Origin of the sequence: Klebsiella sp. YJ (assembly GCF_002108615.1) — a bacterium.
GTDB classification, from domain to species: Bacteria; Pseudomonadota; Gammaproteobacteria; order Enterobacterales; family Enterobacteriaceae; genus Klebsiella; species Klebsiella planticola.
Window position 1 is genome coordinate 23,621 of record NZ_MTEG01000013.1, and the last position, 24,484, is coordinate 48,104.

Sequence of the window (24,484 nt, forward strand, 5' to 3'; positions counted from 1 at the left end):
CATGATGATATCCCGGATAGCGCTTACCGTTATCCGGGATTTTTTTCAGGAGGCGACCGCCTCGCCTTCGTCAGGCTCTTTCTGCCGGTTTGAGGGCTGAGTAAAGTACTGCTTGTCTTCCCAGCGCAGGCAGGTGAGATCCCCGCCCCAGCAGCAGCCGGTATCGAGGGCGTATATCCCCTCCGGCGTACCGCGGCCTTCCAGCGAAGCCCAATGACCAAACACAATGCTGTACTCGTTGCTCACCGGGCCGGGAATGGCAAACCACGGTTTTAACGGCGCAGGGGCGTTTTCCGGCGCTTCTTTGGCATACATATCCAGCTGCCCGTTCGGGAAACAGTAGCGCATACGGGTAAAGGCATTGGAGATAAAGCGCAGGCGGGCGAGACCGCTCAGCTCAGGGCTCCAGTTATTCGGCATATCGCCATACATCGCGTCGAGGAAGAACGGATAGGAGTCGCTGGCAAGCACGGCTTCAACATCGCGCGCGCACTGTTTTGCCGTTTCCAGATCCCATTGTGGCGTGATACCCGCATGGGCCATCACCAGCTTTTTCTCTTCATCAATCTGCATCAGCGGCTGACGGCGCAGCCAGTTGAGCAGCTCGTCGGCATCCGGGGCTTCGAGCAGCGATTTCAGGCGATCTTTGGGTTTGTTGCGGCTGATGCCGGCGAAGACGGCCAGCAGGTGCAGATCGTGATTGCCGAGGACAAGACGCACATTATCGCCAAGAGATTTAACGTAGCGCAAAACCTCCAGCGAACCCGGGCCGCGTGCGACTAAATCGCCCGTGAGCCACAGCGTATCGTTCCCTGGGGTAAACTCCACCTGCTTTAATAATGCGAGCAGTTCATCGTAGCAACCGTGAACGTCGCCAATAAGGTATGTAGACATTGTTTTAGTGAATGAGCGTTGGTACTGCGAGACGGAAAACAGGGATATCGATCGAGAACGGCGCGCCGTTCACATCGATCATTTCATAATGTCCCTGCATGGTGCCCAGCGGCGTTTCAATGACGGCTCCGCTGGTATACTGGAATTCACCGCCTGCGGGAATATGCGGCTGTTCGCCGACAACCCCTTCACCCTGCACTTCAGTCTCACGACCGTGGCCGTTGGTGATAAGCCAGTAGCGGCCAAGAAGCTGAACCTGAGTCCGCCCCAGATTGCGAATCGTGACGGTATAAGCGAAAACGTAGCGCTCTTCTTCCGGGGAAGACTGCGATTCGATATAGACGCTTTGCACCTGCACGCAAACTCGAGGCGAATTAATCATGGTTAGCTCTCCTTGGTGGGCGAGTTGTCAGATAGCCAGTTAGCCAGCTGACAGTATTGCGCCACGGAAATATTCTCTGCACGTTTTGCCGGGTCGATGCCCAGCTCGGTCAGTACCTCAACGCTGAACAGGTTGCCGAGGCTGTTACGAATCGTTTTACGACGCTGGTTGAAGGCCTCGGTAGTGATTCGGCTCAGCACGCGAACCTCTTTCACCGGGTGCGGCAGCGTGCGGTAAGGCACCAGACGCACAACGGCGGAATCCACTTTAGGCGGCGGCGTAAAGGCGCCCGGCGGCACTTCGAGTACCGGGATAATCTGGCAGTAATACTGCGCCATAACGCTCAGTCGACCATACGCCTTGCTGTTCGGTCCGGCAACCAGGCGATTGACGACCTCTTTTTGCAGCATAAAGTGCATGTCGGCGATGGCATCAGTATAGCTGAACAGATGGAACATCAGCGGCGTCGAGATGTTGTACGGTAGGTTGCCGAACACGCGCAGCGGCTGACCCATAGTCTGCGACAGCTCGCCGAAGTTCATGGTCATGGCATCTTGCTGATAAATGGTCAGCTTCGGCCCGAGGAACGGATGCGTCTGCAGACGAGCGGCCAGATCGCGATCCAGCTCGATAACGGTAAGTGCGTCCAGGCGTTCACCGACCGGCTCGGTCAGCGCCGCCAGGCCCGGACCGATCTCGACAATTGCCTGCCCTTTCTGGGGGTTAATGGCCGAGACAATGCTGTCGATCACGAACTGATCGTTGAGGAAGTTTTGCCCGAAGCGTTTACGGGCTAAGTGGCCCTGATGGACTCGATTATTCATTGCGTATTAACAATCATTTTGATGGCGAGATTAAGCGCCGTGATAAAACTGCCGACATCCGCTTTTCCCTGGCCCGCCAGTTCAAGCGCGGTACCGTGGTCAACAGAGGTGCGAATAAAAGGTAAACCGAGCGTAATGTTCACGCCACGGCCAAAGCCCTGGTATTTTAGCACGGGAAGGCCCTGATCGTGGTACATCGCGAGTACCGCATCGGCATTGTCGAGATATTTGGGCTGGAAAAGGGTATCTGCCGGCAGCGGGCCGCTCAGATTCATCCCCCGGGCGCGCATCTCTTCCAGCACGGGAATAATCGTATCGATCTCTTCCGTCCCCATATGTCCACCTTCGCCGGCGTGGGGGTTCAGACCGCAGACCAGCACGTGCGGCCGGGCGATACCGAATTTATGGCGCAGATCGTGGTCCAGAATCGTTATCACTTCACGGAGCAAATCCGGGGTGATCGCGTCGCTGATCGCTTTCAGCGGCAGATGAGTGGTTGCCAGGGCGACGCGCAGTTCTTCCGTCGCCAGCATCATGACCACTTTGCTGGCGTGGGCGCGCTCTTCAAAGAACTCGGTATGGCCGGTAAAAGCGATCCCCGCGTCGTTGATATTGCCCTTATGGACCGGCCCGGTAATCAACGCCGCAAATTCGCCGCTCAGGCAGCCGTCGCAGGCGCGAGCCAACGTCTCAACCACATAGCTTCCGTTGCGCACGTTCAGCACGCCGGGTTCGACGGGGGCGTTCAGCGCGACCGGGAGGAGCGTCAGAGTGCCAGCGCGTTGTGCCGCTGCGGGAAGAGAAGGATCGTAGGGCAGGAGAGATAAAGGAAAACCGAGCTGTTGAGCTCGGCCGGATAACAGGGCGCCGTCGGCGCAAATCACCAGCTCTACCGGCCAGTCGCGCTGCGCAAGCTGTACAACAAGGTCGGGGCCGATACCGGCGGGTTCGCCGGGAGTGATAACAACTCGATTCATACACTTCATCCTTCAGGACGTCTTTCTGTTGGCAACGCCGTCGGGTCCGCTCACATCGTGAGTTATCCGGGCTCGACGGCTTGCCGCCTCAATACACCCTGAGTGCCGTTGTGTATGAGGCCGTGATATTAGTTGCTCAGAATTTTGACGTAAGCGCTGGCGCGTTGTTCCTGCATCCAGGTTGCCGCTTCTTCAGAGAACTTACGGTTCATCAGCATCCGGTACGCGCGGTCTTTCTGCGCGGCGTCGGTTCTGTCTACCTGACGGCTGTCCATCAGTTGAATCAGGTGCCAGCCGAAGGAGGAGTGAACCGGCGCGCTGGTCTGGCCTTTGTTCAGACGCATCAGCGCATCGCGGAACGCCGGATCGAAGATATCAGGCGTTGCCCAGCCTAAATCACCGCCCTGGTTTGCGGAACCCGGATCTTCAGAGAACTCTTTTGCTGCTTTAGCGAAGGTGGTTTTTCCGCTCTTAATATCCGCGGCGATCTGCTCCAGCTTAGCCCGCGCCTGATCGTCATTCATGATCGGCGATGGCTTCAACAAAATGTGACGCGCGTGAACTTCGGTGACGGAGATGTTCTTGCTGCCGCCGCGCATATCGTTCACTTTCAGGATATGGAAGCCGACGCCAGAGCGAATCGGGCCGACAATATCACCTTTCTTCGCGGTGCTCAGCGCCTGGGCGAAGATCCCCGGCAGTTCCTGAATACGACCCCAGCCCATCTGGCCGCCTTTCAGCGCCTGCTGGTCGGCAGAGTAGGTGATAGCCAGTTTGCCGAAGTCAGCGCCGCTGCGCGCCTGCTCAACGATCGCGTTAGCCTGTTCCTGCGCTTTCGCTACGTCGTCGGAGGTCGGGTTTTCTGTCAGCGGAATCAGGATGTGGCTAAGATTCAGCTCGGTGCTGGCATCGTTCTGATCGCCAATCTGTTTCGCCAGCGATTCGACTTCCTGCGGCAGCACGGTAATGCGACGACGGACTTCGTTGTTGCGCACTTCCGCAATCAGCATCTCTTTACGAATCTGGTTACGGTAGGTGTTGTAGTTGAGACCGTCATAGGCCAGACGGCTGCGCATCTGGTCCATGGTCATGTTGTTCTGTTTCGCGATGTTGGCAATCGCCTGATCGACCTGATCGTCAGTGATTTTCATGCCCATCTTCTGGCCCATCTGCAGAACGATCTGGTCCATGATCAGTCTTTCGAGGATCTGATGACGTAAGGTCGCGTCATCCGGCAGCTGTTGACCGGCCTGGCCAGCATTGAGCTTAACCGATTGCAATAAGCCATCGACGTCGCTTTCAAGAACAACGCCATTATTGACGACAGCCGCTACTTTATCGACAACCTGTGGGGCAGCGAAACTGGTATTCGCGATCATGGCGATACCGAGAAGCAGCGTTTTCCAGTTCTTCATACTTTTTCCATTTCAATTAACCGCAAATGCGGATTACGTTTTAAACCAGCCACATCACAGGGAGTTCTGGTACGGTAAAATGTTCGAACGCAGCATCTGCTGAGTGCCGAGACCGTAGTTGGAGCTCAGGCCACGTAGCTCAATGTTGATGCCAAAGGTATTATCGTATTTGCTCTCGCCGTTGCCGTTACTATCCCAGCCGTTGATCTTGCGTTCATAGCCGAGACGAATCGCGTAGCAGCAGGAGTTATACTGGACCCCTAACATCTGGTCGGCGCTCTTTCTGGTATTGGTGTCAAAGTAGTATGCACCGACCACCGACCAGCGATCGACAACCGGCCAGCTGGCGGTCATGCCCACCTGAGAAATACCATTTTTGTACTGCTCAGCGGTGGAGTACGACGGCAGCGTGGCCTGAATGTATTCCGGGCTGGCATAACGATAGTTAAGCTGTATTAAACGGTTTTCATCGCGACGGTATTCCACGGTGCCGTTACCGGTAGCGACGTTATCCAGACGCGTATCGTACTGAATTCCCCCGCGTAAACCCCAGTTATCAGCGATGCGCCAGTAAGTATCGCCGGCCCATACCAGTGAACCCGTTGTGTCGTTGTTCTCCCAGTTGATGTTGTCATCACCGGTCCGGGACTCGGTGAAATAATAGATTTGACCAACGGAAATATTAAAACGTTCAACGGCGGCGGAATCATATACGCGCGAGGTCACGCCGGTAGTGAGCTGGTTCGCGGAAGCAATACGGTCCAGGCCGCTGTAGGTACGGTCGCGGAACAGGCCGCTGTAGTCTGACTGCAGCAGCGTGGAGTCATAGGAACCGATTTGGCTCTGATCGCGATACGGGATATACAGATACTGCATGCGCGGCTCCAGGGTTTGGGTGAACCCCTCCTGCAGATCGCGCTCGAAGACCATTTTACCGTCGACTTTAAACTGCGGCATGACGCGGTTAACAGACTCTTTTAAGTCCGCATTATTGGTGGAATTGTAATTGTCGAGGTTGCTTTGCTGGTAGTGGGTCGCCAGCAGTTTGGCTTCGGTATTAATACTGCCCCAGCCGTTAGACAGCGGCAGGTTGATGGTCGGCTCGAAGTGAACGCGCGTGGCTTCCGGCATGTTGCCGTTGGTGTTGACGAAGTGCACCGCCTGACCATAGAGATGGGTATCGAACGGACCGACATCGTTCTGGTAATAGTTTACGTCCAGCTGCGGTTGAGCGGCGTAGGAGTTGCTCGACTCACGGTTGAAGACCTGGAACTGTTTCGTTGACACGGTGGCGTCGAAGTTCTGGTTGACGTAGCCCGCGCTGAATTTCTGCGTGGCGTAGCCGTCGGTACTGGAGCCGTATTTCGAGCTGAAATCGTTAAAGTAGTCCGGATCGCTGACTTTGGTGTAGTCGGCGTTAAGGCGCCATACCTGGTCAATGACACCCGAATGATTCCAGTAGAACAACCAGCGGCGGCTGTTGCTGTCGCTGGAGTGATCGTCCTGGTAGACTTTATCGGACGGCAGGTAGTCAAATTCGAACAGACCCGCGCCCGCTTTGGTCAGATAGCGGAATTCGTTTTCCCACATCACGCCGCCACGCTTGCTCATGTAGTGCGGCGTCAGGGTGGCGTCGAAGTTTGGCGCGATATTCCAGTAGTACGGCAGTGAAAACTCTACGCCATTTTTGGTGCTGTATTTGGCGTTAGGAATCAGGAAGCCTGAACGACGTTTGTCGCCCACCGGCAGCTGCAGGTAGGGGCTATAAAAAACAGGGACCGAGCCGAGTTTGAAACGGGCGTTCCAGATTTCTGCGACCTGCTCTTCGCGGTCGTGGATCACTTCGCTACCAACCACGCTCCAGGTGTCAGAACCCGGCAGACAGGAGGTAAAGCTGCCGTTTTCCAGAATGGTATAGCGGTTTTCGCCGCGTTGTTTCATCAGGTCGGCGGTACCGCGGCCCTGGCGACCAACCATCTGGTAATCGCCCTGCCAGATATTCGTATCTTTGGTGTTCAGGTTTGACCAGCCTTTCGGGCCTTTCAGGATAACCTGATTATCGTCATAGTGAACGTTGCCGAGCGCGTCAACCGTGCGAACGGGTTGCGGCTGGCCAGCAGCCTGCTGCTGATGAAGCTGGACTTCATCCGCCTGGAGACGGCTATTACCCTGGTTAATATCAACATTACCGGTAAATACGGCATTATCAGGATAATTGCCCTTCGCATGATCGGCGTTGATCGTCACCGGCAGCTCGTTAGTTTGACCTTCAACGAGGGGACGATTATAGCTTGGTACGCCAAGCATACATTGCGTGGCGAGATCGGCGGCGAGGCCTTGTTGGCTATACAAGGCGCTGGCGATCATGGTGGCCAGGAGGCTGGGAATACGTTTTTTCATACGTTGTATTTGTTGTTCCGTCATCTTGTGGCAGCGGCTTGCAAACGGTCAGAGCCTAACGTACTCATCTTCATCGCGCTAGTGTTAATCCTGCCGGTTTGAATCCCGAGCGTTAGGCACCGTGTAGAATGACGAGTATGATAAAGCAAAATATAGGCTATGTCCCACAATTGACCTAAGCGTCAGCGCTTTGTAACGTGCGGTCATATATAGCTTAACTGGCGGCGTAAAGATTGGGGAGTCTATGCAGTATTTGGGAAAAATAATTGGGGTTGCGGTCGCGCTGATGATGGGCGCAGGCTTTTGGGGACTGGTGCTGGGCCTGCTGGTCGGCCATATATTTGACCGGGCGCGAAGCCGCCGTATCAATGTGTTTGCCAATCAGCAGGAGCGGCAGGCGCTGTTTTTCTCCACCACCTTTGAGGTGATGGGCCATTTAACCAAATCCAAAGGTCGCGTCACCGAAGCCGATATTCATGTCGCCAGCATCCTGATGGATCGCATGAATTTGCATGGCGAGTCGCGTACGGCGGCACAGCAGGCCTTTCGCGTGGGGAAATCCGATGATTATCCGCTGCGTGAAAAAATGCGCCAGCTGCGCAGCGTCTGTTTCGGGCGCTTCGATTTGATTCGGATGTTTCTGGAAATTCAGCTGCAGACGGCCTTCGCCGATGGCGAATTACATCCTAATGAACGTGAAGTTCTGTTTGTGATTGCCGATGAGCTGGGGATTTCCCGCGCGCAGTTCGAGCAGTTCCTGCGAATGATGCAGGGCGGCGCTCAGTTTGGCGGCGGTTCTCAGCAAGGCTCTTACGGCCAGGGCGGTGGAAATGCCGGCTGGCAGCAGGCGCAGCGCGGACCCACGCTGGAAGATGCATGCAACGTGCTGGGGGTGAAGCCTACCGATGATGCCGCGACGGTGAAGCGCGCCTATCGCAAGCTGATGAGTGAGCACCATCCGGATAAGCTGGTGGCAAAAGGGTTGCCGCCGGAAATGATGGAGATGGCGAAGCAGAAAGCACAGGATATTCAGAAGGCCTGGGAGCTGATCAAAGAGCAGCGCGGGTTCTGAGCCGCAGGCCTCTCCCTGGCGGGAGAGGCCTCATGATGCGCGCTGAGCGCGTCGGTACATCCGTCGCGGGTGACCAATCTTTCCGTACAACATCTCGACTTCGAGATAACCGATTTCCACACAGTGTTCCAGGTAACGGCGGGCGGTGGTTTTACTTAACCCGGCATCGTTCACCACCTCATCCACGGAAAAACTGTGCTCTTCCCGGCCGTTGAACAGATTCTGCACCAGCGCCAGCGTCTTCTCCTCGATCCCTTTACTGCCGCTATCGGCGCGATAGTTCTTCGCCTGCAGCTGGTACAGCGAATCAACGTTTTGTTGATCGACGATTTTCCATTCTCGCTGCTGATCGTAAAACTGCACAAAACGCTCCAGCGACTGGCTCAGGCGCTTCCAGGAGACGGGTTTAAGAATGTAGTCGAAGGCGCCGTTGCGAATCGCCTGGCTACAGGTTTCCATATCGCTGGCGGCGGTAATAAAAATCACCGAACAGTTGGCCTCTGCCAGAATCGGGTCGGTCATCAATGTGACCCCTTTACCGTCAGGTAAATAGTTATCGAGCAGTATCAGCTGCGGCGGTTGGCTATTGAGCATCTGCCGCGCCTGGGAGAGGGAGGCGGCCATGCCTGTCAGCCGCATACGCGGATGCTTCTGAATCAGCTCGGCATGCAGCCTCGCCAGTTCGCTTTCATCTTCGATGATCAACACATCGACCAGATCATGATGCATAGTTCGCCTCGTGTCGGGAATGAACAGGGCCGTCGGCGGGGATAAACAGGGTAAAGATCGCGCCGCGCGGTGAGTTATCGGCGACTTCAATGGTGCCGCCAGCCTGTGTCACATAATGTTCAATAAGATACAGGCCGATACCGTGATCGCCACGGGTTTTGGTGGTAATGCCGCGTTCAAAGATATGATCGCGGATAGCCGGGTCAATGCCGATGCCGCGGTCGGCAACTTCAATCATCAGCTCGCGGGCATTCAGTTGAATCAGCACTTCCACCGGTTCGTGCGGCAGCTCGGCGCGCTGGGTGGCTTCAATCGCGTTATCCAGCAGGTTGCCGATAATCGAAATCAGCTCCGATTCAATTAATGAAGGCAGCGGCCGGTCGAGCTGACAGGCGGGGTCAAAGCTGAGCGCCACCCCTTTTTCGCGGGCGCGGGCCGCCTTACCCAGCAGCAGGCCGCAGAGCGTTGGCGAGCTGAAACGGGAAGAGATAAAGTCCAGCAGCTCCTGCGCGTGTTCTGACTGCGCCTGAATATAGCGAATCGCTTCGTCATAGTGACCCATATGCAGCAGGCCGGAGAGGGTGGTCATTCGGTTCAGCTGTTCATGGCGCATGATGCGCAGGTTATCAACATAGCGTTTAACCTGGCTTAGCTGGGCGCTGAGGGAGTTGATTTCGTCACGATCGCGGAAAGTAATCACCCAGCCCTGCAGCGACTCCTCCAGCATGATACGCACCCGGCTGGCGAGTACGGTCAGTTGGTTGAAGCGACACAGCTCATCGTGAGTGTCGTTTTCCAGCATTTCACCGCTGGCGAAAAAGGGCTGCGGGGCGATGACGCTATCGATCGATTGACCGCGCAGCAGACGCGCGGGCTGGCTCAGTCCCAGCAGGCTGCGCGCGGCGTGGTTGATCACCTCGATACGCCGGTGGCGATCGATAACGATAACCCCCTCATAGATTGATTCCATCATCGCCTTTTGTTGACGCACCAGCAGGCCGATTTCTCGCGGTTCCAGCGAAAAAATCTGTTTTTTAATGCTGCGGGTAAAATACCAGGAAAAAATAAACAGCGCGATCAGCAGCAGCACGGCGGCGATGAAGATATTAATGACCTTTGTCAGCGTGATGCTATCGAGATAACTGGTCAGGTAGCCCACGGAGACGATGCCCACAACCCGGCCGGAGGTGTCGAAGATCGGCGCCTTGCTGCGCAGCGACACCCCGAGCCCTCCTCTACGGATAGTGGTGATACTTTTCCCTTCCAGCACCGCCTGGTTATCACCGCCCACCAGCCGGGTACCGACCCACTCCGGGTGGACGGAATGAAACAGATGTACGCCCTGCGCATTGCCAATGACAATAAAGCTCGCGTCGCTGCGGGCGGCGATTTTTTGCATAAATGACGTTAGCGACTGCGGGTCTTCCTCGATAACCTGCTGGCGTAAATCCGGCATCAGCGCGATCTCTTCAGCCTGTATTTTGGCGCGGGTACTCATTTCCTGATACAGCTGATGGCTGGCATCAATGTAGTAATAGACGCCCAGCAGCGCGAATAATACGGAGAAAAAGGCGACCAGCGAAATAAACAGCTTAAATTGAAAGGAAACCTTCATAAGTCGTGTGCAACGTCTCTACGGCGCCGGAACTGTCACATTGTCCTGGTGCCGACATGGGTTAGGCGGGAACGTGGTGAGCGTTACCGCAGGCGATGAGAAACCAGAATCATCTACTGACGATGATTTATCAAGACGCCGCGGCAGGCCGCCCATTCCGCCAGATCGCCCGGCGGACGAGCAAGCCGGCGGTCACTCAATCCGCCGGAGCCCGCTGTGGTCAGTGGTGGCGAGGCGTTGCCGATCCGCTCTTTGTCCGATTCCGCACGGGCCTGGCGATAAAAACCATAAAAACCACGCTAATAAATCAGAGAGATATCACGCCCTGGAATAGAAACCATAAAAACCATAATGACCATTAAAACTTCATTTCTAATTCGTCACGCCTCACATTAAGTCTGCATCAGGCCCCCTAATCTCAAAAATGAATAATAACGAAAGGGCCAAACCTATGAGCACCACTGACAATGCATTCTCTGCGACCCTCGATCCCATCGACACCCCGAAAGCCACCTTGAAACAACGCTGGTGGCACGTGATGGATAATATGAAAGTCGGGATTATCCCGCTGCCTTTGTTCCTGCTGGCCGGTGGATTGATCGCCCTCGACTGTCTGGGCGGAAAGTTGCCGAGCGATATCGTGGTCATGGTCGCGACGCTGGCCTTTTTCGGTTTTGCCTGCGGTGAGTTTGGCAAGCGTCTGCCGATCCTCGGTAAACTGGGCGCGGCCGCGATCTGCGCCACCTTTATCCCTTCCGCGCTGGTACATTACGGTCTGCTGCCGGACGTGGTGGTGGAATCCACGACCAAATTCTACAAATCGACCAATATTCTTTATCTCTATATCTGCTGCATTATCGTCGGCAGCATTATGAGCATGAACCGCACGACCCTGATTCAGGGCTTTCTGCGTATCTTCTTCCCGATGCTGTGCGGTGAAATCGTTGGCATGCTGGTGGGCATCGGCGTCGGTACGGCTCTGGGGATGGAGCCGTTTCAGGTGTTCTTCTTTATCGTGCTGCCGATTATGGCCGGTGGCGTAGGAGAGGGGGCGATTCCATTGTCAATCGGCTATGCCGCCCTGATGCATATGGATCAGGGCGTGGCATTAGGCCGCGTGTTACCGATGGTGATGCTGGGCAGCCTGACGGCAATAGTGATTGCCGGTTGCCTGAACCAACTGGGCAAGCGCTTCCCGCACCTGACCGGTGAAGGCCAGCTGATGCCGAACCGCAGCAATGAAACGCATCGTGCAGACGACGTTGAGACATCCGGCGGCAAGGCCGACGTGACGACGCTGGCATCCGGCGCTCTTCTGGCGGTGCTGCTGTATATGCTGGGAATGCTGGGACAGAAAATGACCGGTTTACCAGCGCCGGTGGGTATGCTGTTTCTGGCGGTACTGCTCAAGCTGGTTAACGGCGTCTCGCCGCGCCTGCAGGAAGGGTCGCAGATGGTCTACAAATTCTTCCGCACCGCGGTGACCTACCCGATTCTGTTTGCCGTGGGCGTCGCCATTACGCCGTGGCAGGAGCTGGTGAACGCCTTTACGATAACGAATCTGCTGGTGATCGTCAGTACCGTCTCCGCGTTGGTGGCGACCGGGTTCCTGGTGGGTAAAAAGATTGGTATGCACCCGATTGATGTGGCGATTGTCTCCTGCTGCCAGAGTGGTCAGGGAGGCACCGGCGATGTGGCAATTCTGACCTCCGGCAACCGCATGAGCCTGATGCCGTTCGCCCAAATCGCCACCCGTATCGGCGGCGCGATTAATGTTTCATTGGGTCTGCTGTTCCTCAGTCATTTCCTTGCATGATTTAGCTCTGCGCTAACAGGAAAATCTGCAATTTTCCTCCACAGGACGAAGAAAATTTCTTTGTCCTGTGTCCTAAATTCTGTTCGTTTAGCGATACAATCAGCAGCGTAATCCGCTATCGCGACGGCGGCTTTGCCGCCGTCATTTTATCAAGTGAAGGAGAGGAATTAATGTCTGTGGATACTCCCGCCCGTGCGGGCGCCAGCGTAGAAACCGAGCTGGCGACGAAAGCGCAGCGTGCAGCCCGCCAGGCCGAGTGGCTCGGCCATTATCAACAACCGGTTATTGCGCTGACGCTGGTGACGCCGGGCGTGGTAAAAGACAGCATCCGCTATCGCAATATGATGGGCGTGGCGCTGCAGGCCTGCGACCAGCTGCTGTGGAAACGCCGCTGGAAAACGCTGGACCGTCAGGTGCTGTGGTTGCCAACCGGGCCGGAGGCGCTGTGGTGCGTTGAGCATCCTGCCAGCGAAGTCAATGCGCTATGCACGGAGCTGCTGCAGACGCATCCGCTTGGCCGCTTATGGAATATCGAGGTGATTTGTCCGCAACAAGGGGGCCTGGTACAGGATGAAGGCACTCGTCGTTGCCTGCTGTGCGATGACGCCGCTCAGACCTGTGAGAGCCTGCATCGCCATGATGCCGAAGAGGTTGTCGCTCGCGTTGAGCAGATGATCGATGGGTGGTTTGCCCGCGATTAACGGATGAAATCGTGAATATGTCGCCCGGATAAGCCGCTAAGGCATCATCCGGGGCCATATCCCGGTCGCACGCGGCTTCCAGGGCTTACGGGTTAGGCTGCGCCGGGAATACCGGCATTCAGAAATCGACGGGCGCGCGAAAGGTCATCGCGTTGCCGAAGGCCGGATGGGTAATGGTCAGCGTTTCGGCGTGCAGCAGCAGCCGCGGCGCCATCGCCAGCGCCTCTGGCGTCGCATAAAAGCGATCGCCAAGAATCGGATGGCCCAGCGCCAGCATATGCACGCGCAGCTGATGAGAACGACCGGTAATCGGCTTCAGGCGCACGCGGGCGCTGTTATCGTCCGCATACTCCAGCACGTGATACTCAGTTTGTGCCGCTTTGCCGGTTTCGTAACACACCTTCTGCTTTGGCCGGTTCGGCCAGTCGCAGATGAGCGGTAAATCCACCAGCCCTTCCGCTTTTTCCGGATGTCCCCACACGCGGGCGACGTACTGCTTCTTCGGCTCACGCTCGCGAAACTGACGCTTCAGCTCGCGTTCCGCCGCTTTGGTCAGTGCCACCACAATCACGCCGCTGGTGGCCATGTCGAGGCGGTGCACCGACTCGGCCTGCGGGAAGTCGCGCTGAACGCGCGTCATCACGCTGTCTTTATGCTCCTCCAGTCTCCCCGGGACGGACAACAAGCCGCTCGGCTTGTTGACCACCATGATGTGCTCATCCTGATAGAGGATAACCAGCCAGGGATCCTGTGGCGGATTGTAGTTTTCCATCGCCATATTCGCGTTCCGTTACTGGTGGGTGACCACGATTAAGCGCAGCGCATCGAGACGCCAGCCCGCCTGCGCCAGCGCGTCCATCACCTGCTGACGGTTGCTCTCAATCGCAGCAAGTTCATCGTCGCGGATGTTCGGGTTAACCGCTTTTAATGCTTCCAGACGAGAGAGTTCCGCCGACAGCTTGTCGTTGGCTTCATCGCGGGCCGCGTCGATCAGCGCCTGCGCGGCTTTGGCAACCTGCGCCTCGCCGAGCTGGAGGATCGCATGCACGTCCTGCTGCACCGCGTTGACCAGTTTGCTGCCGGTATGGCGGTTGACGGCGCTCAGCTGGCGGTTGAAGCTTTCAAACTCCACCTGACCGGCGAGGTTATTGCCGTTTTTATCCAGTAGCATGCGCACCGGCGTCGCCGGCAGGAAGCGGTTAAGCTGCAGCTGCTTCGGCGCCTGAGCTTCCACCACGTAAATCAGCTCCAGAAGCAGTGTACCGACCGGCAGCGCTTTGTTCTTCAGCAGTGAGATAGTGCTGCTGCCGGTATCGCCGGAAAGGATCAGGTCCAGACCGTTGATAATCAGCGGGTGCTCCCAGGTGACGAACTGCGCATCTTCGCGGGACAGCGCGACATCACGTTCAAAGGTGATGGTGCAGCCGTCTTCCGGCAGACCCGGGAAGTCCGGAACCAGCATATGGTCGGATGGCGTCAGCACGATCAGGTTTTCGCCGCGATCGTCCTGGTTGATGCCGACAATATCAAACAGGTTCATGGCAAAGGCGATCAGGTTGGTATCGTCATCCTGCTCTTCAATGCTTTCGGCCAGCTTCTGCGCCTGTTCGCCGCCGTTGGAGTGAATCTCCAGCAGGCGATCGCGCCCCTGTTCCAGCTGCGCTTTCAGCGCATCGTGCTGCTGGCGGCAGGCTTTGATCAGCTCATCGAAGCCTTCGCTGGTTTCCGGTGCGGCAAGATAATTAATCAGTTCGTTGTGCACGCTGTCGTACACGGTGCGACCGGTCGGGCAGGTATGTTCAAACGCATCAAGCCCTTCGTGGTACCAGCGAACCAGTACGGACTGCGCGGTTCTTTCCAGATACGGAACGTGGATCTGAATATCGTGCGCCTGACCGATACGGTCGAGACGGCCAATACGCTGCTCCAGCAGATCCGGGTTGAACGGCAGATCGAACATCACCAGGTTGCTGGCAAACTGGAAGTTACGGCCTTCGGAGCCAATTTCAGAACACAGCAGCACCTGGGCGCCGGTATCTTCTTCGGCGAACCATGCGGCGGCACGGTCGCGCTCAATGATGGACATACCTTCATGGAAGACCGCTGCGCGGATCCCTTCGCGCTCGCGCAGAACCTGCTCCAGCTGAAGGGCGGTGGCCGCTTTCGCACAGATCACCAGCACTTTCTGCGAGCGGTGGCTGGTGAGATAGCCCATCAGCCACTCAACGCGCGGGTCGAAGTTCCACCATGTACCGGTATCACCTTCAAATTCCTGATAAATCTGCTCCGGATAGAGCATGTCGCGCGCGCGCTCTTCCGCGGTTTTACGCGCACCCATAATGCCGGAGACTTTAATCGCCGTCTGATACTGGGTGGGCAGCGGCAAACGAATGGTGTGCAGCTCGCGTTTCGGGAAGCCTTTGACGCCGTTACGGGTATTACGGAACAGCACGCGGCTGGTGCCGTGGCGATCCATCAGCATCGAGACCAGCTCCTGGCGAGCGGCCTGGGCGTCGTCGCGATCGCTGTTAGCGGCCTGCAGCAGCGGTTCGATATCCTGCTCGCCGATCAGATCGCCGAGGGTGTTCAGCTCGGTATCGCTCAGCTTGTTGCCAGCCAGCAGCAGGGCGACGGCATCGGCCACCGGGCGGTAATTCTGTTGTTCTTCAACGAACTGCTCGAAATCGTGGAAGCGGTTGGGATCCAGCAGGCGCAGACGGGCGAAGTGGCTTTCCATACCCAGCTGTTCCGGCGTCGCGGTCAGCAGCAGCACGCCCGGCACACGTTCGGCCAGCTGCTCGATTGCCTGATATTCGCGGCTCGGCGCCTCTTCGCTCCACACCAGGTGGTGCGCTTCATCGACGATCATCAGGTCCCATTCGGCATCGCACAGGTGTTCCAGGCGCTGCTTGCTGCGGCGCACGAAATCCAGCGAGCAGATCACCAGCTGTTCGGTCTCGAACGGGTTATAGGCATCGTGCTGGGCTTCGGCATAACGCTCATCGTCAAACAGCGAGAAACGCAGGTTGAAGCGGCGCAGCATCTCGACCAGCCACTGATGCTGCAGGGTTTCCGGGACGATGATCAGCACGCGTTCGGCGGCGCCGGCAAGCAGCTGCTGATGCAGAATCATCCCGGCTTCGATGGTTTTACCCAGACCGACTTCATCGGCCAGCAGGACGCGCGGCGCGTGGCGACGGCCGACATCATGGGCGATATGCAGCTGGTGGGGAATCAGGCTGGTGCGCTGTCCGCGCAGGCCGCTCCACGGCATCCGATACTGCTCGCTCTGGTATTTGCGGGCGCGGTAGCGCAGCGCAAAACGGTCCATCCTGTCGATCTGACCGGCGAACAGGCGGTCCTGCGGTTTGCTGAACACCAGTTTGCTGTCGAGCAGCACTTCGCGCAGCGTGACGTTGGTTTCTTCGGTATCGAGACGGGTACCGGTGTAGGCCAGCAGGCCGTTTTCTTCATTAACTTCGTCAACCTGGAGCTGCCAGCCTTCATGGCTGGTGATGGTATCACCCGGGTTAAACATCACGCGGGTGATCGGGGAATCATTGCGCGCGTACAGACGGTTTTCGCCGATGGCGGGGAAAAGCAAGGTCACCATGCGCGCATCCAGCGCAACTACCGTCCCTAATCCCAGTTCGCTCTCTGTGTCGCTAATCCAGCGTTGACCAAGTGTAAAAGGCATATATGTTCAGCTCTTGTGTTCTTAAATTGCAGGCAATAGTTAATCTTCTCCAGGCAAGCCAGAGAGAGATCAAGATTGGGTCCAGGAATGGAAAGGGCGCTATATTACTGGATGGCAGCGCGTTCGTCACGTCCTCGTCGCCCTTCAATTTGCAGATATGGTGGCTGGAAATTGAAATGGCGAGGAAATCAAAATAGCCCCAGTTGCCCTGTTACTATTGTAGCAAAATCATCGTCGACAAAGGGAAGTATTCCTTCCGCGACCGGCTGAAGTTGCTTTGACAAATAGTGCTCATAATCGAGCGGCGACAGCTGATAATCCACCGGCTCCGGGCCGCTGGTGGTCCAGACATACTGGATGCTGCCGCGCTGCTGGTACTGCTGCGGCCTGCCCAGCCTGACGTTTTGCTCATCGGCCAGCCGTGCGGCGCGGACATGCGGCGGCACGTTGCGCTGGTATTCGGCCAGCGGGCGGCGCAGGCGCTTACGGTAGATCAAACGATCGTCGAGCTCACCGCTCATCAGCTTAGCAATGGTTTCCAGAATATAGTCGCGATAGGGCTGGTGGCGGAAAATGCGCAGATACAGCTCCTGCTGGAACTGCTGGGCCAGCGGCGTCCAGTCGGTGCGCACCGTCTCCAGTCCTTTGAAGACCATTCGCTGCGCCTCTCCCTCCTGAATCATTCCGGCGTAGCGTTTCTTACTGCCGGTATCGGCGCCGCGAATGGTCGGCATTAAAAAGCGGCTGAAGTGGGTTTCAAACTCCAGCTCGAGAGTGCTGGTGAGCTGGTCTTTACTCAGCTCAGCGGCCCACCAGTCGTTGACGAAAGCGACCAGCGAGCGGCCGATTTGCGTCGCCTCTTCTTCGCGATGAGGACGTTTAAGCCAGACGAAGGTGGAGTCGGTATCGCCGTAGATAACGTCATAGCCCTGCGACTCAATCAGCGCTTTGGTCTGGCGCATAATCGCATGCCCGCGCATGGTGATAGAAGAGGCCAGACGGGGATCGAAAAAACGACAGGCGCTGGTGCCGAGCACGCCATAGAAGGCGTTCATAATGATCTTCAGCGCCTGAGAAAGGGGTTTATTCTGGTGCCGTTTGGCATCATCGCGGCCGTGCCAGATTTGCCCGACAATCCCCGGCAGACAATGGCTCTGCCGCGAGAAACGGGCGCCGAGAAAACCCTCGGTGCTGTGCGCATTGTCCGGCTGAGCCATCCCTTCGATAAGCCCGACCGGGTCGATCAAAAAGGTGCGGATAATCGAAGGGTAGAGGCTTTTATAATCCAGAACCAGCACCGAATCATAGAGACCGGGGCGCGAGTCCATGACGTAACCGCCGGGACTGGCCTGCGGCGGCACTTCGCCCAGGTTAGGGGCGACGTAACCCAACCGGTGCATGCGTGGAAAATAGAGATGGCTGAAGGCGGCAACGGAACCACCGTGGCGGTCGGCGGGCAGGCCGTTGACCGTGGCCCGCTCGAGCAGAAACGGCATGATCTCCGTTTTATGGAAGATACGCGTGACCAGCTCGCAGTCCTGCAGATTATAGGTCGCCAGCGCCGGTTTATCTTCGTTGAAGCGGCGGTCGATTTCGTCCATCCGATCCCAGGGATTATCTATCGCTTTCCCCTCGCCGAGCAGCTCACGCGCTACCGCCTCAAGGGAAAAAGAGGAGAAGTTCCAGAAGGCCGATTTCAATGCTTCGATACCGTCAATAATCAGCCGGCCGTTGGCCTGGGCAAAGAAGACGCCCTGCTTAAAGCCGTGTTCGCGCCACTCCAGTTCCGTATTCCCACGGCCGAGCATCAGCGGAATGCGATAGCGTTCGGCATGCTTTTGCAGGACCCGCAGGTCGAACTGGATAACGTTCCAGCCGATCAGGACATCCGGGTCGTGTTCGGCAAACCAGGCGTTGAGTTTTTCCAGCAGCTGCGGGCGGCTGGAGACGTACTCCAGCTGGAAATCGACGGCGGGAGAGGTCGCCGGTTCCGGCCCGAGCATGTAGACCACCCGTTGCCCGCAGCCTTCCAGCCCGATACAGTACAGCTCGCCGTGGCGGCTGGTTTCAATATCCAGCGACACCCACTTCAGCGGCGGCCGGTAGTGCGGGTTGGGCTTCATGCGGGCGTTGACCAACTGCGCCCCGCGCGCGTCGCCTTCGACCCAAACCGGAGCGGTAATAAAGCGCTCCATCAGGTAGCGTTCCGGCGGGCGGATATCGGCTTCATAGACGGTGATGCTGTTTTCACGCAGCTTCTTTTCCAGACGCATCAGCTGACGATGCGCGCGGCAATAGAGGCCAAAAACCGGCTGACGGTGGAAGTCTTTTAAGCTGAGCGGGGCAAGGCGTTGGCCGTTTTCGCCCTGTAGCAGGCGTTCTGCCTGGGCGCGTTGCGCCTCGGGAATAAACGCCACCGACTCCTGCGGCGGGAGGGTGATCTGAAGCGGGCCGTCGTCTGTCGCCAGCCAGAAGGACAGTTCGGTGCCCTGCGGGGTATCCCGCCAGTGACGGGTCAGTAAGAAACCTTCTCGTGGCTGGGTCACGCCGTGCTCTCATCAAATAAACCAGGCCTGATTATAGCCTGGTTCAACTGATAATGCTGGGGTTTTATACAGGTATGGCGCGACCGGGGAAATCCCGGATGTCGGCGCGGGACGCCTTATCCGGGCTGCGGGGTAGAATGAGGTTACCCCGGTAAGCGCAGCGCGACCGGCGAGGCGAGGCTTACTGGCCGTAGTAGGCTTTGGCCCCGTGTTTGCGCAGGTAGTGCTTGTCCAGCAGCGTTTGCTGCATCGCGGGCAGCTGCGGCGCCAGCTGGCGGCAGAAAATCCCCATATAGGCGATCTCTTCCAGCACGATAGCGTTATGTACCGCATCTTCGGCGTTTTTCCCCCAGGCGAAGGGGCCGTGCGAATGCACCAGCACGCCGGGCATCTGCGCCGGATCAATGCCCTGTTCGCGGAACGTTTCGACGATGACGCGCCCGGTTTCCCACTCATATTCGCCGTTGATTTCCTCATCGGTCATCAGGCGGGTGCAGGGCACCGGGCCATAGAAATAATCGGCATGGGTGGTACCGGTCGCCGGAATCGCTTGCCCGGCCTGCGCCCAGATGGTGGCGTGGCGCGAATGGGTATGGACAATCCCGCCCAATGACGGGAAGGCCTGGTAGAGCAGGCGATGGGTCGGTGTATCTGAAGAGGGTTTCTTTTTCCCTTCGACCACCTCGCCGCTTTCAAGACTCACCACCACCATATCGTCGGCGCCCATTGCGCTGTAGTCGACGCCCGATGGCTTAATCACCAGCACGCCGCGCTCGCGATCGACGGCGCTAACGTTGCCCCAGGTGAGGGTGACGAGATTGTGTTTCGGCAGGGCCAGGTTAGCGTCAAGCACCTGCTGCTTTAAGGCTTCGAGCATTGCGTTCTCCTTGCCGATGGCGCTTCCCTGACCCGGCCTACCAAACCGCAGTTTGTAGGCCCGGCAAACGAAGTGCCGCCGGGCAATTAGCTGCCGTGGTTAACGTTTTGCAGCGTAATAAACTTCGTTCCAGCGCAGCGCGTCTTTAAAGGACGGCAGACGGGTTTCGTTATCGATTACCGCCAGTTCGATATCCTGTAGCTCGGCAAACTGACGCATATCATCGAGCGTCAGCGCGTGGCTAAAGACGGTGTGATGCGCGCCACCGGCGATGATCCAGGCTTCAGACGCGGTGCGCAGATCCGGCTGGGCTTTCCACAGCGCGTTGGCAACCGGCAGCTTCGGCAGATCGTGCGGCGTCGGTACCGTTTCTACGGTGTTAACCAGCAGGCGGAAACGATCGCCAAGATCGATCAGGCTGGCGACGAGGGCCGGGCCGGTCTGCGTATTGAAGATCAGGCGCGCCGGATCGGCTTTACCGCCGATGCCCAGCGGCTGAACGTCGAGGATCGGTTTGTCTGCCGTGGCGATAGTCGGGCACACTTCCAGCATATGCGAGCCCAGCACCAGATCGTTGCCGTTATCGAAGTGGTAGGTGTAGTCCTCCATAAAGGAGGTGCCGCCCTGCAGACCGGTTGACATCACCTTCATGATGCGAAGCAGGGCGGCGGTTTTCCAGTCGCCTTCGCCGGCAAAGCCATAGCCCTGCTGCATCAGACGCTGTACGGCGAGGCCCGGGAGCTGCTTCAGGCCGTGCAAATCTTCAAAGGTGGTGGTGAAAGCATGGAAACCGCCCTGTTCAAGGAAGCGTTTCATCCCCAGCTCAATGCGCGCGGCATCGAGCACATTCTGCCGCTTATCACCGTGGATTTGCGCCGCCGGGGTCAGGCGATAGCTGCTTTCATACTCATCAACCAGCGCGCTGATCTCCCCCTCGCTGATGCTGTTGACCACCTGAACCAGATCGCCCACCGCCCAGGTATTGACCGAAAAACCGAATTTGATCTGGGCGGCAACTTTATCGCCATCGGTGACCGCGACTTCACGCATGTTGTCGCCGAAGCGGCAGACTTTCAGATGACGGGTATCCTGCTTAGAAACCGCCTGGCGCATCCAGGAGCCGATGCGCTGATGGGCGCTCTGGTCCTGCCAGTGGCCGGTGACCACGCTGTGCTGCTGGCGCATGCGCGCGCCGATGAAGCCGAACTCGCGGCCGCCGTGCGCGGTCTGGTTCAGGTTCATAAAGTCCATATCGATACTGTCCCACGGCAGCGACGCGTTGTATTGCGTGTGGAACTGTAGCAGCGGCTTATTGAGGATAGTCAGGCCGTTAATCCACATTTTGGCCGGAGAGAAGGTATGCAGCCACACCATCATGCCGGCACATTTATCATCATAGTTAGCGTCGCGGCAGATATGGGTAATCTCATCCGGCGTGGTGCCCAGCGGCTTTAACACCAGCTTGCACGGCAGCTTTGCTTCCGCATTCAGGCTGTTCACCACATGCTCGGCATGCTTCGTGACCTGACGCAGCGTTTCCGGGCCATACAAATGCTGGCTGCCAATCACGAACCATACTTCGTAGTTATCAAAAATCGTCATTTTGGTGTCCTTAATGGGTGAGAGCTGCCTGAGAAAGCGGGGCTTTGTCCGCCTTCGCAGCCGAAGGGAGATACTGTTGCTCGGCGCTGACCGACCACTGCTGGTAGCGCTGATAAAGTTGTTCAAAGCGTTGAGCCTGGGCAGGACGCGGCTGCAGGGTGCTTTCGACCTCGCTTGCCATGCTGTGCTGGGCGGTCGGGATATCCTGGTGTACGCCTGCGGCGACGGCAGCGAAGATAGCCGCGCCGAGCGCGCAGCACTGATCGGAGGCGACGATTTGCAGCGGCCGGTTCAGCACGTCACAGCAGGCCTGCATAATGACCGGATTTTTCCGCGCAATACCGCCCAGCGCCATCACGTTGTTAACCGGGATACCCTGTTCGGTGAAGCACTCCATAATGGCGCGTGCGCCGAAGGCGGTGGCCGCCACCAGACCGCCAAAGAGCGCCGGCGCATCGGTGGCGAGATTCAGATCGGTAATGACCCCTTTCAGGCGCTGGTTGGCATTGGGGGTGCGACGGCCGTTAAACCAGTCCAGAACCACCGGCAGATGTTCCAGCGACGGGTTTTTGGCCCAGGCCTCGGTCAGCGATGGCAGCAGCTGTTTTTGCTGGGCAGCAATCTGTGTTTTCAGCTCCGGATGCTGCTGTGCCAGCTGTTCCAGCGGCCAGCCGAGAATACGGCCAAACCAGGCGTAGATATCGCCAAAGGCGGATTGTCCGGCCTCCATACCAATAAAGTCAGGGACGACGCTGCCATCGACCTGGCCGCAGATCCCCTTGACCGTGCGATTGCCCACGCTCTGTTTATCGGCGATCAGAATGTCGCAGGTGGAGGTGCCGATGACTTTGACCAGGGCGTTAGGCTGCGCGCCGGCGCCGACTGCGCCCATATGGCAGTCGAAGGCGCCGCCGGACAGAATGACGGTTTCCGGCAGGCCCAGGCGCTGCGCCCATTCGGCGCAGAGGGTGCCGACCGGTACATCGGCGGTCCAGGTGTCGCTAAACAGCGGCCAGCTCAGGTGCCGGTTGATAATCGGATCGAGTTCATCGAAGAAGCTGGCCGGCGGCAGTCCGCCCCAGCTTTCGTGCCACAGTGATTTGTGGCCGGCGCTGCAGCGGCCGCGACGAATATCCTGCGGGCGGGTGGTGCCGGAAAGCAGGGCGGGAATCCAGTCGCACAGCTCAATCCACGAAGCGGCTGCCTCGGCGACGGCGCTGTCCTGACGGGTGACGTGGAGTATTTTGGCCCAGAACCACTCGCTGGAGTAGATGCCGCCAATGTAGCGGGAGTAGTCCTCTTTACCCGGCTGATGGCACAGGCGAGTAATGGCTTCCGCCTCTTCGACCGCCGTGTGGTCCTTCCACAGCACGAACATGGCGTTGGGGTTATCGGCAAACTCTTCGCGCAGCGCCAGCACGTTGCCGTCGGCATCGATCGGCGCCGGCGTTGAGCCGGTGCTATCGACGCCGATACCCACGACCCCGGCACGCTGTTCGGCGCTTAACAATGCCAACACACTTTTCAGCGCGGCTTCCATCGATTCAATGTAGTCGCGCGGATGGTGGCGAAACCGGTTATTCGGGCCATCGCAGAACAGCCCCTCCTGCCAGCGCGGATACCACTCTACGCTGGTGGCCAGCTCCTCGCCGGTGGCGCATTCCACTGCCAGTGCGCGTACGGAATCACTACCAAAATCGAGGCCAATCGCAATTGCCATGCTGTTACTCCATGCAGAAAACCATTCATGGTGAAACAGTAGATATTCACGCCAAAAACCGTCAGGCCGTATTCGCTAATCTTATGGACTATTTTGCTATTGCATCGCAAAGTGTGACGCCGTGCAAATATTCAATGTGGACTTTTCTGCCGTATTTATAGACACTTCTGTTATGCGATAAAAGTGCTTTCATTGTGCGCTATCATCGATTTTTGCTGTGACGAGGCGGGTTTTGATCGAAATTTCAACCGCCGTCCCAGTACGGCAACCCGCGTTAGCAGTACAATGTTGAATATGGACAATTGGTTTCCATAATATATCCAGGAGAGCTGAGCCTATGGCTGAAACACAAAACGATCCGCTGCTGCCGGGCTACTCGTTTAATGCCCATCTGGTGACGGGGCTGACGCCGATTGATGCCGATGGCTATCTGGATTTCTTTATTGACCGTCCGCTCGGGATGAAGGGATATATTCTGAACCTGACGGTGCGCGGTGAAGGGGTGATTAACAATCACGATGAGCAGTTTATCTGCCGGCCGGGGGATATTTTGCTTTTTCCGCCGGGAGAAATTCATCACTATGGCCGCCATCCCGATGCCCGTGAATGGTATCACCAGTGGGTCTACTTCCGGCCGCGCGCCTACTGGCATGAATGGCTGAACTGGCCGACGATATTCGCCCAGACCGGCTTTTTCCGTCCTGATGAGCAGTGGCAGGCGCGTTTTTGCGAGCTGTTTGGCCAGATCGTTGAGGCGGGTCAGGGGGCCGGACGCTATTCGGAGCTGTTGGCGATCAATTTGCTCGAGCAGCTGCTGTTACGGCGCATGGAGGCGATTAATGAGTCTCTGCATCCGCCGCTGGACAATCGCGTGCGCGATGCCTGCCAGTACATCAGCGATCACCTCGCGGATAGCCATTTCGATATCGCCAGCGTCGCCCAGCATGTCTGCCTGTCGCCTTCGCGCCTGTCTCATCTGTTCCGCCAGCAGCTGGGGATCAGCGTGCTGGGGTGGCGGGAAGACCAGCGCATCAGCCAGGCGAAGCTGCTGCTCAGCACCACGCGTATGCCCATCGCCACGGTAGGGCGCAACGTCGGGTTTGAAGACCAGCTCTACTTTTCGCGGGTGTTTAAGAAATGCACCGGGGCCAGCCCCAGTGAATTCCGTGCCGGGTGTGAATAAAACGTAAAGAAAATGAAATGTTGCGCCGGATAAT

Annotated in this window: 18 protein-coding genes; 4 read left to right on the forward strand and 14 right to left on the reverse strand. The window is 57.5% G+C overall.

The annotated features are described in order from the left end of the window. Positions 1–45: 45 nt before the first annotated feature. From apaH to lptD, 6 genes are all read right to left on the reverse strand, one after another. Positions 46–894 carry a bis(5'-nucleosyl)-tetraphosphatase (symmetrical) ApaH gene (gene apaH / locus BV390_RS14700; RefSeq protein WP_032689513.1) on the reverse strand — a complete coding sequence of 283 codons (849 nt, stop codon included), beginning with the start codon at positions 892–894 and terminating at the stop codon, positions 46–48. Between the two features lie 4 nt (positions 895–898). After that, a complete protein-coding gene (apaG, locus tag BV390_RS14705) occupies positions 899–1,276 on the reverse strand; it encodes a Co2+/Mg2+ efflux protein ApaG (protein WP_004857782.1) in 378 nt (125 codons plus the stop codon). Between the two features lie 2 nt (positions 1,277–1,278). Further along, positions 1,279–2,100 (reverse strand): 16S rRNA (adenine(1518)-N(6)/adenine(1519)-N(6))-dimethyltransferase RsmA, encoded by an 822-nt coding sequence (rsmA, locus tag BV390_RS14710; protein WP_004857784.1) that lies wholly within the window; start codon positions 2,098–2,100, stop codon positions 1,279–1,281. After that, positions 2,097–3,086, reverse strand: coding sequence for a 4-hydroxythreonine-4-phosphate dehydrogenase PdxA (pdxA, locus tag BV390_RS14715; RefSeq protein WP_064384844.1), 990 nt, complete (start codon positions 3,084–3,086; stop codon positions 2,097–2,099). The genes rsmA and pdxA overlap by 4 nt, the downstream gene beginning before the upstream one ends. Before the next feature lie 119 nt (positions 3,087–3,205). Next, on the reverse strand, positions 3,206–4,492 hold the full coding sequence (gene surA / locus BV390_RS14720) for a peptidylprolyl isomerase SurA (protein ID WP_032689512.1): 1,287 nt from the start codon (positions 4,490–4,492) through the stop codon (positions 3,206–3,208). A gap of 54 nt (positions 4,493–4,546) precedes the next feature. Next, positions 4,547–6,892 carry an LPS assembly protein LptD gene (lptD, locus tag BV390_RS14725; RefSeq protein ID WP_015585172.1) on the reverse strand — a complete coding sequence of 782 codons (2,346 nt, stop codon included), beginning with the start codon at positions 6,890–6,892 and terminating at the stop codon, positions 4,547–4,549. 244 nt (positions 6,893–7,136) lie between these two features. On the opposite strand from lptD, the gene djlA reads away from it, so the two are divergent. Then, entirely contained in the window at positions 7,137–7,964 is an 828-nt protein-coding gene (gene djlA, locus BV390_RS14730; RefSeq protein ID WP_032698180.1) for a co-chaperone DjlA, read from the forward strand. 30 nt (positions 7,965–7,994) lie between these two features. Here the strand turns inward: djlA and BV390_RS14735 are convergent, their stop codons facing one another. Both BV390_RS14735 and BV390_RS14740 read right to left on the reverse strand, forming a co-directional pair. Then, entirely contained in the window at positions 7,995–8,693 is a 699-nt protein-coding gene (locus BV390_RS14735; protein ID WP_032689511.1) for a response regulator, read from the reverse strand. Then, the gene (locus BV390_RS14740; protein ID WP_064384846.1) at positions 8,683–10,308 is read right to left on the reverse strand and encodes an ATP-binding protein; all 1,626 of its coding nucleotides are present in this window, start codon (positions 10,306–10,308) and stop codon (positions 8,683–8,685) included. Before BV390_RS14740 ends, BV390_RS14735 begins: the two co-directional genes overlap by 11 nt. 451 nt (positions 10,309–10,759) lie before the next feature. Here BV390_RS14740 and BV390_RS14750 point away from each other — a divergent pair, with 451 nt between their 5' ends. Beyond that, on the forward strand, positions 10,760–12,124 hold the full coding sequence (locus BV390_RS14750; RefSeq protein WP_032689508.1) for a 2-hydroxycarboxylate transporter family protein: 1,365 nt from the start codon (positions 10,760–10,762) through the stop codon (positions 12,122–12,124). 170 nt (positions 12,125–12,294) lie between these two features. Then, positions 12,295–12,825 carry a citrate lyase holo-[acyl-carrier protein] synthase gene (gene citX / locus BV390_RS14755; RefSeq protein WP_064384848.1) on the forward strand — a complete coding sequence of 177 codons (531 nt, stop codon included), beginning with the start codon at positions 12,295–12,297 and terminating at the stop codon, positions 12,823–12,825. 118 nt (positions 12,826–12,943) lie between these two features. Here citX and rluA read toward each other — a convergent pair whose 3' ends face one another. From rluA to araB, 6 genes are all read right to left on the reverse strand, one after another. Beyond that, the gene (gene rluA / locus BV390_RS14760) at positions 12,944–13,603 is read right to left on the reverse strand and encodes a bifunctional tRNA pseudouridine(32) synthase/23S rRNA pseudouridine(746) synthase RluA (protein WP_032689506.1); all 660 of its coding nucleotides are present in this window, start codon (positions 13,601–13,603) and stop codon (positions 12,944–12,946) included. 12 nt (positions 13,604–13,615) lie between these two features. Continuing rightward, a complete protein-coding gene (gene rapA / locus BV390_RS14765; RefSeq protein WP_032689505.1) occupies positions 13,616–16,522 on the reverse strand; it encodes an RNA polymerase-associated protein RapA in 2,907 nt (968 codons plus the stop codon). 188 nt (positions 16,523–16,710) lie between these two features. After that, the gene (polB, locus tag BV390_RS14775; protein ID WP_085397064.1) at positions 16,711–19,068 is read right to left on the reverse strand and encodes a DNA polymerase II; all 2,358 of its coding nucleotides are present in this window, start codon (positions 19,066–19,068) and stop codon (positions 16,711–16,713) included. Positions 19,069–19,249: 181 nt separating this feature from the next. Next, entirely contained in the window at positions 19,250–19,945 is a 696-nt protein-coding gene (araD, locus tag BV390_RS14780) for an L-ribulose-5-phosphate 4-epimerase (RefSeq protein WP_032689502.1), read from the reverse strand. 99 nt (positions 19,946–20,044) lie between these two features. Beyond that, positions 20,045–21,547 carry an L-arabinose isomerase gene (gene araA / locus BV390_RS14785; protein WP_032697249.1) on the reverse strand — a complete coding sequence of 501 codons (1,503 nt, stop codon included), beginning with the start codon at positions 21,545–21,547 and terminating at the stop codon, positions 20,045–20,047. Positions 21,548–21,557: 10 nt separating this feature from the next. Next, the gene (araB, locus tag BV390_RS14790) at positions 21,558–23,267 is read right to left on the reverse strand and encodes a ribulokinase (protein ID WP_032689500.1); all 1,710 of its coding nucleotides are present in this window, start codon (positions 23,265–23,267) and stop codon (positions 21,558–21,560) included. 337 nt (positions 23,268–23,604) lie between these two features. Here araB and araC point away from each other — a divergent pair, with 337 nt between their 5' ends. Further along, entirely contained in the window at positions 23,605–24,450 is an 846-nt protein-coding gene (gene araC, locus BV390_RS14795; RefSeq protein WP_004857813.1) for an arabinose operon transcriptional regulator AraC, read from the forward strand. The last annotated feature ends 34 nt before the right edge of the window (positions 24,451–24,484 follow it).

Bases quoted from the DNA above. Each gene is read 5' to 3' on its own strand.
- rapA (WP_032689505.1), bottom strand. From the start codon at position 16,522: ATGCCTTTTACACTTGGTCAACGCTGGATTAGCGACACAGAGAGCGAA.
- araA (WP_032697249.1), bottom strand. From the start codon at position 21,547: ATGACGATTTTTGATAACTACGAAGTATGGTTCGTGATTGGCAGCCAG.
- BV390_RS14750 (WP_032689508.1), top strand. From the start codon at position 10,760: ATGAGCACCACTGACAATGCATTCTCTGCGACCCTCGATCCCATCGAC.
- araD (WP_032689502.1), bottom strand. From the start codon at position 19,945: ATGCTCGAAGCCTTAAAGCAGCAGGTGCTTGACGCTAACCTGGCCCTG.
- rluA (WP_032689506.1), bottom strand. From the start codon at position 13,603: ATGGCGATGGAAAACTACAATCCGCCACAGGATCCCTGGCTGGTTATC.
- djlA (WP_032698180.1), top strand. From the start codon at position 7,137: ATGCAGTATTTGGGAAAAATAATTGGGGTTGCGGTCGCGCTGATGATG.
- BV390_RS14735 (WP_032689511.1), bottom strand. From the start codon at position 8,693: ATGCATCATGATCTGGTCGATGTGTTGATCATCGAAGATGAAAGCGAA.
- araB (WP_032689500.1), bottom strand. From the start codon at position 23,267: ATGGCAATTGCGATTGGCCTCGATTTTGGTAGTGATTCCGTACGCGCA.
- apaH (WP_032689513.1), bottom strand. From the start codon at position 894: ATGTCTACATACCTTATTGGCGACGTTCACGGTTGCTACGATGAACTG.
- rsmA (WP_004857784.1), bottom strand. From the start codon at position 2,100: ATGAATAATCGAGTCCATCAGGGCCACTTAGCCCGTAAACGCTTCGGG.
- BV390_RS14740 (WP_064384846.1), bottom strand. From the start codon at position 10,308: ATGAAGGTTTCCTTTCAATTTAAGCTGTTTATTTCGCTGGTCGCCTTT.
- citX (WP_064384848.1), top strand. From the start codon at position 12,295: ATGTCTGTGGATACTCCCGCCCGTGCGGGCGCCAGCGTAGAAACCGAG.
- lptD (WP_015585172.1), bottom strand. From the start codon at position 6,892: ATGAAAAAACGTATTCCCAGCCTCCTGGCCACCATGATCGCCAGCGCC.
- araC (WP_004857813.1), top strand. From the start codon at position 23,605: ATGGCTGAAACACAAAACGATCCGCTGCTGCCGGGCTACTCGTTTAAT.
- surA (WP_032689512.1), bottom strand. From the start codon at position 4,492: ATGAAGAACTGGAAAACGCTGCTTCTCGGTATCGCCATGATCGCGAAT.
- apaG (WP_004857782.1), bottom strand. From the start codon at position 1,276: ATGATTAATTCGCCTCGAGTTTGCGTGCAGGTGCAAAGCGTCTATATC.
- pdxA (WP_064384844.1), bottom strand. From the start codon at position 3,086: ATGAAGTGTATGAATCGAGTTGTTATCACTCCCGGCGAACCCGCCGGT.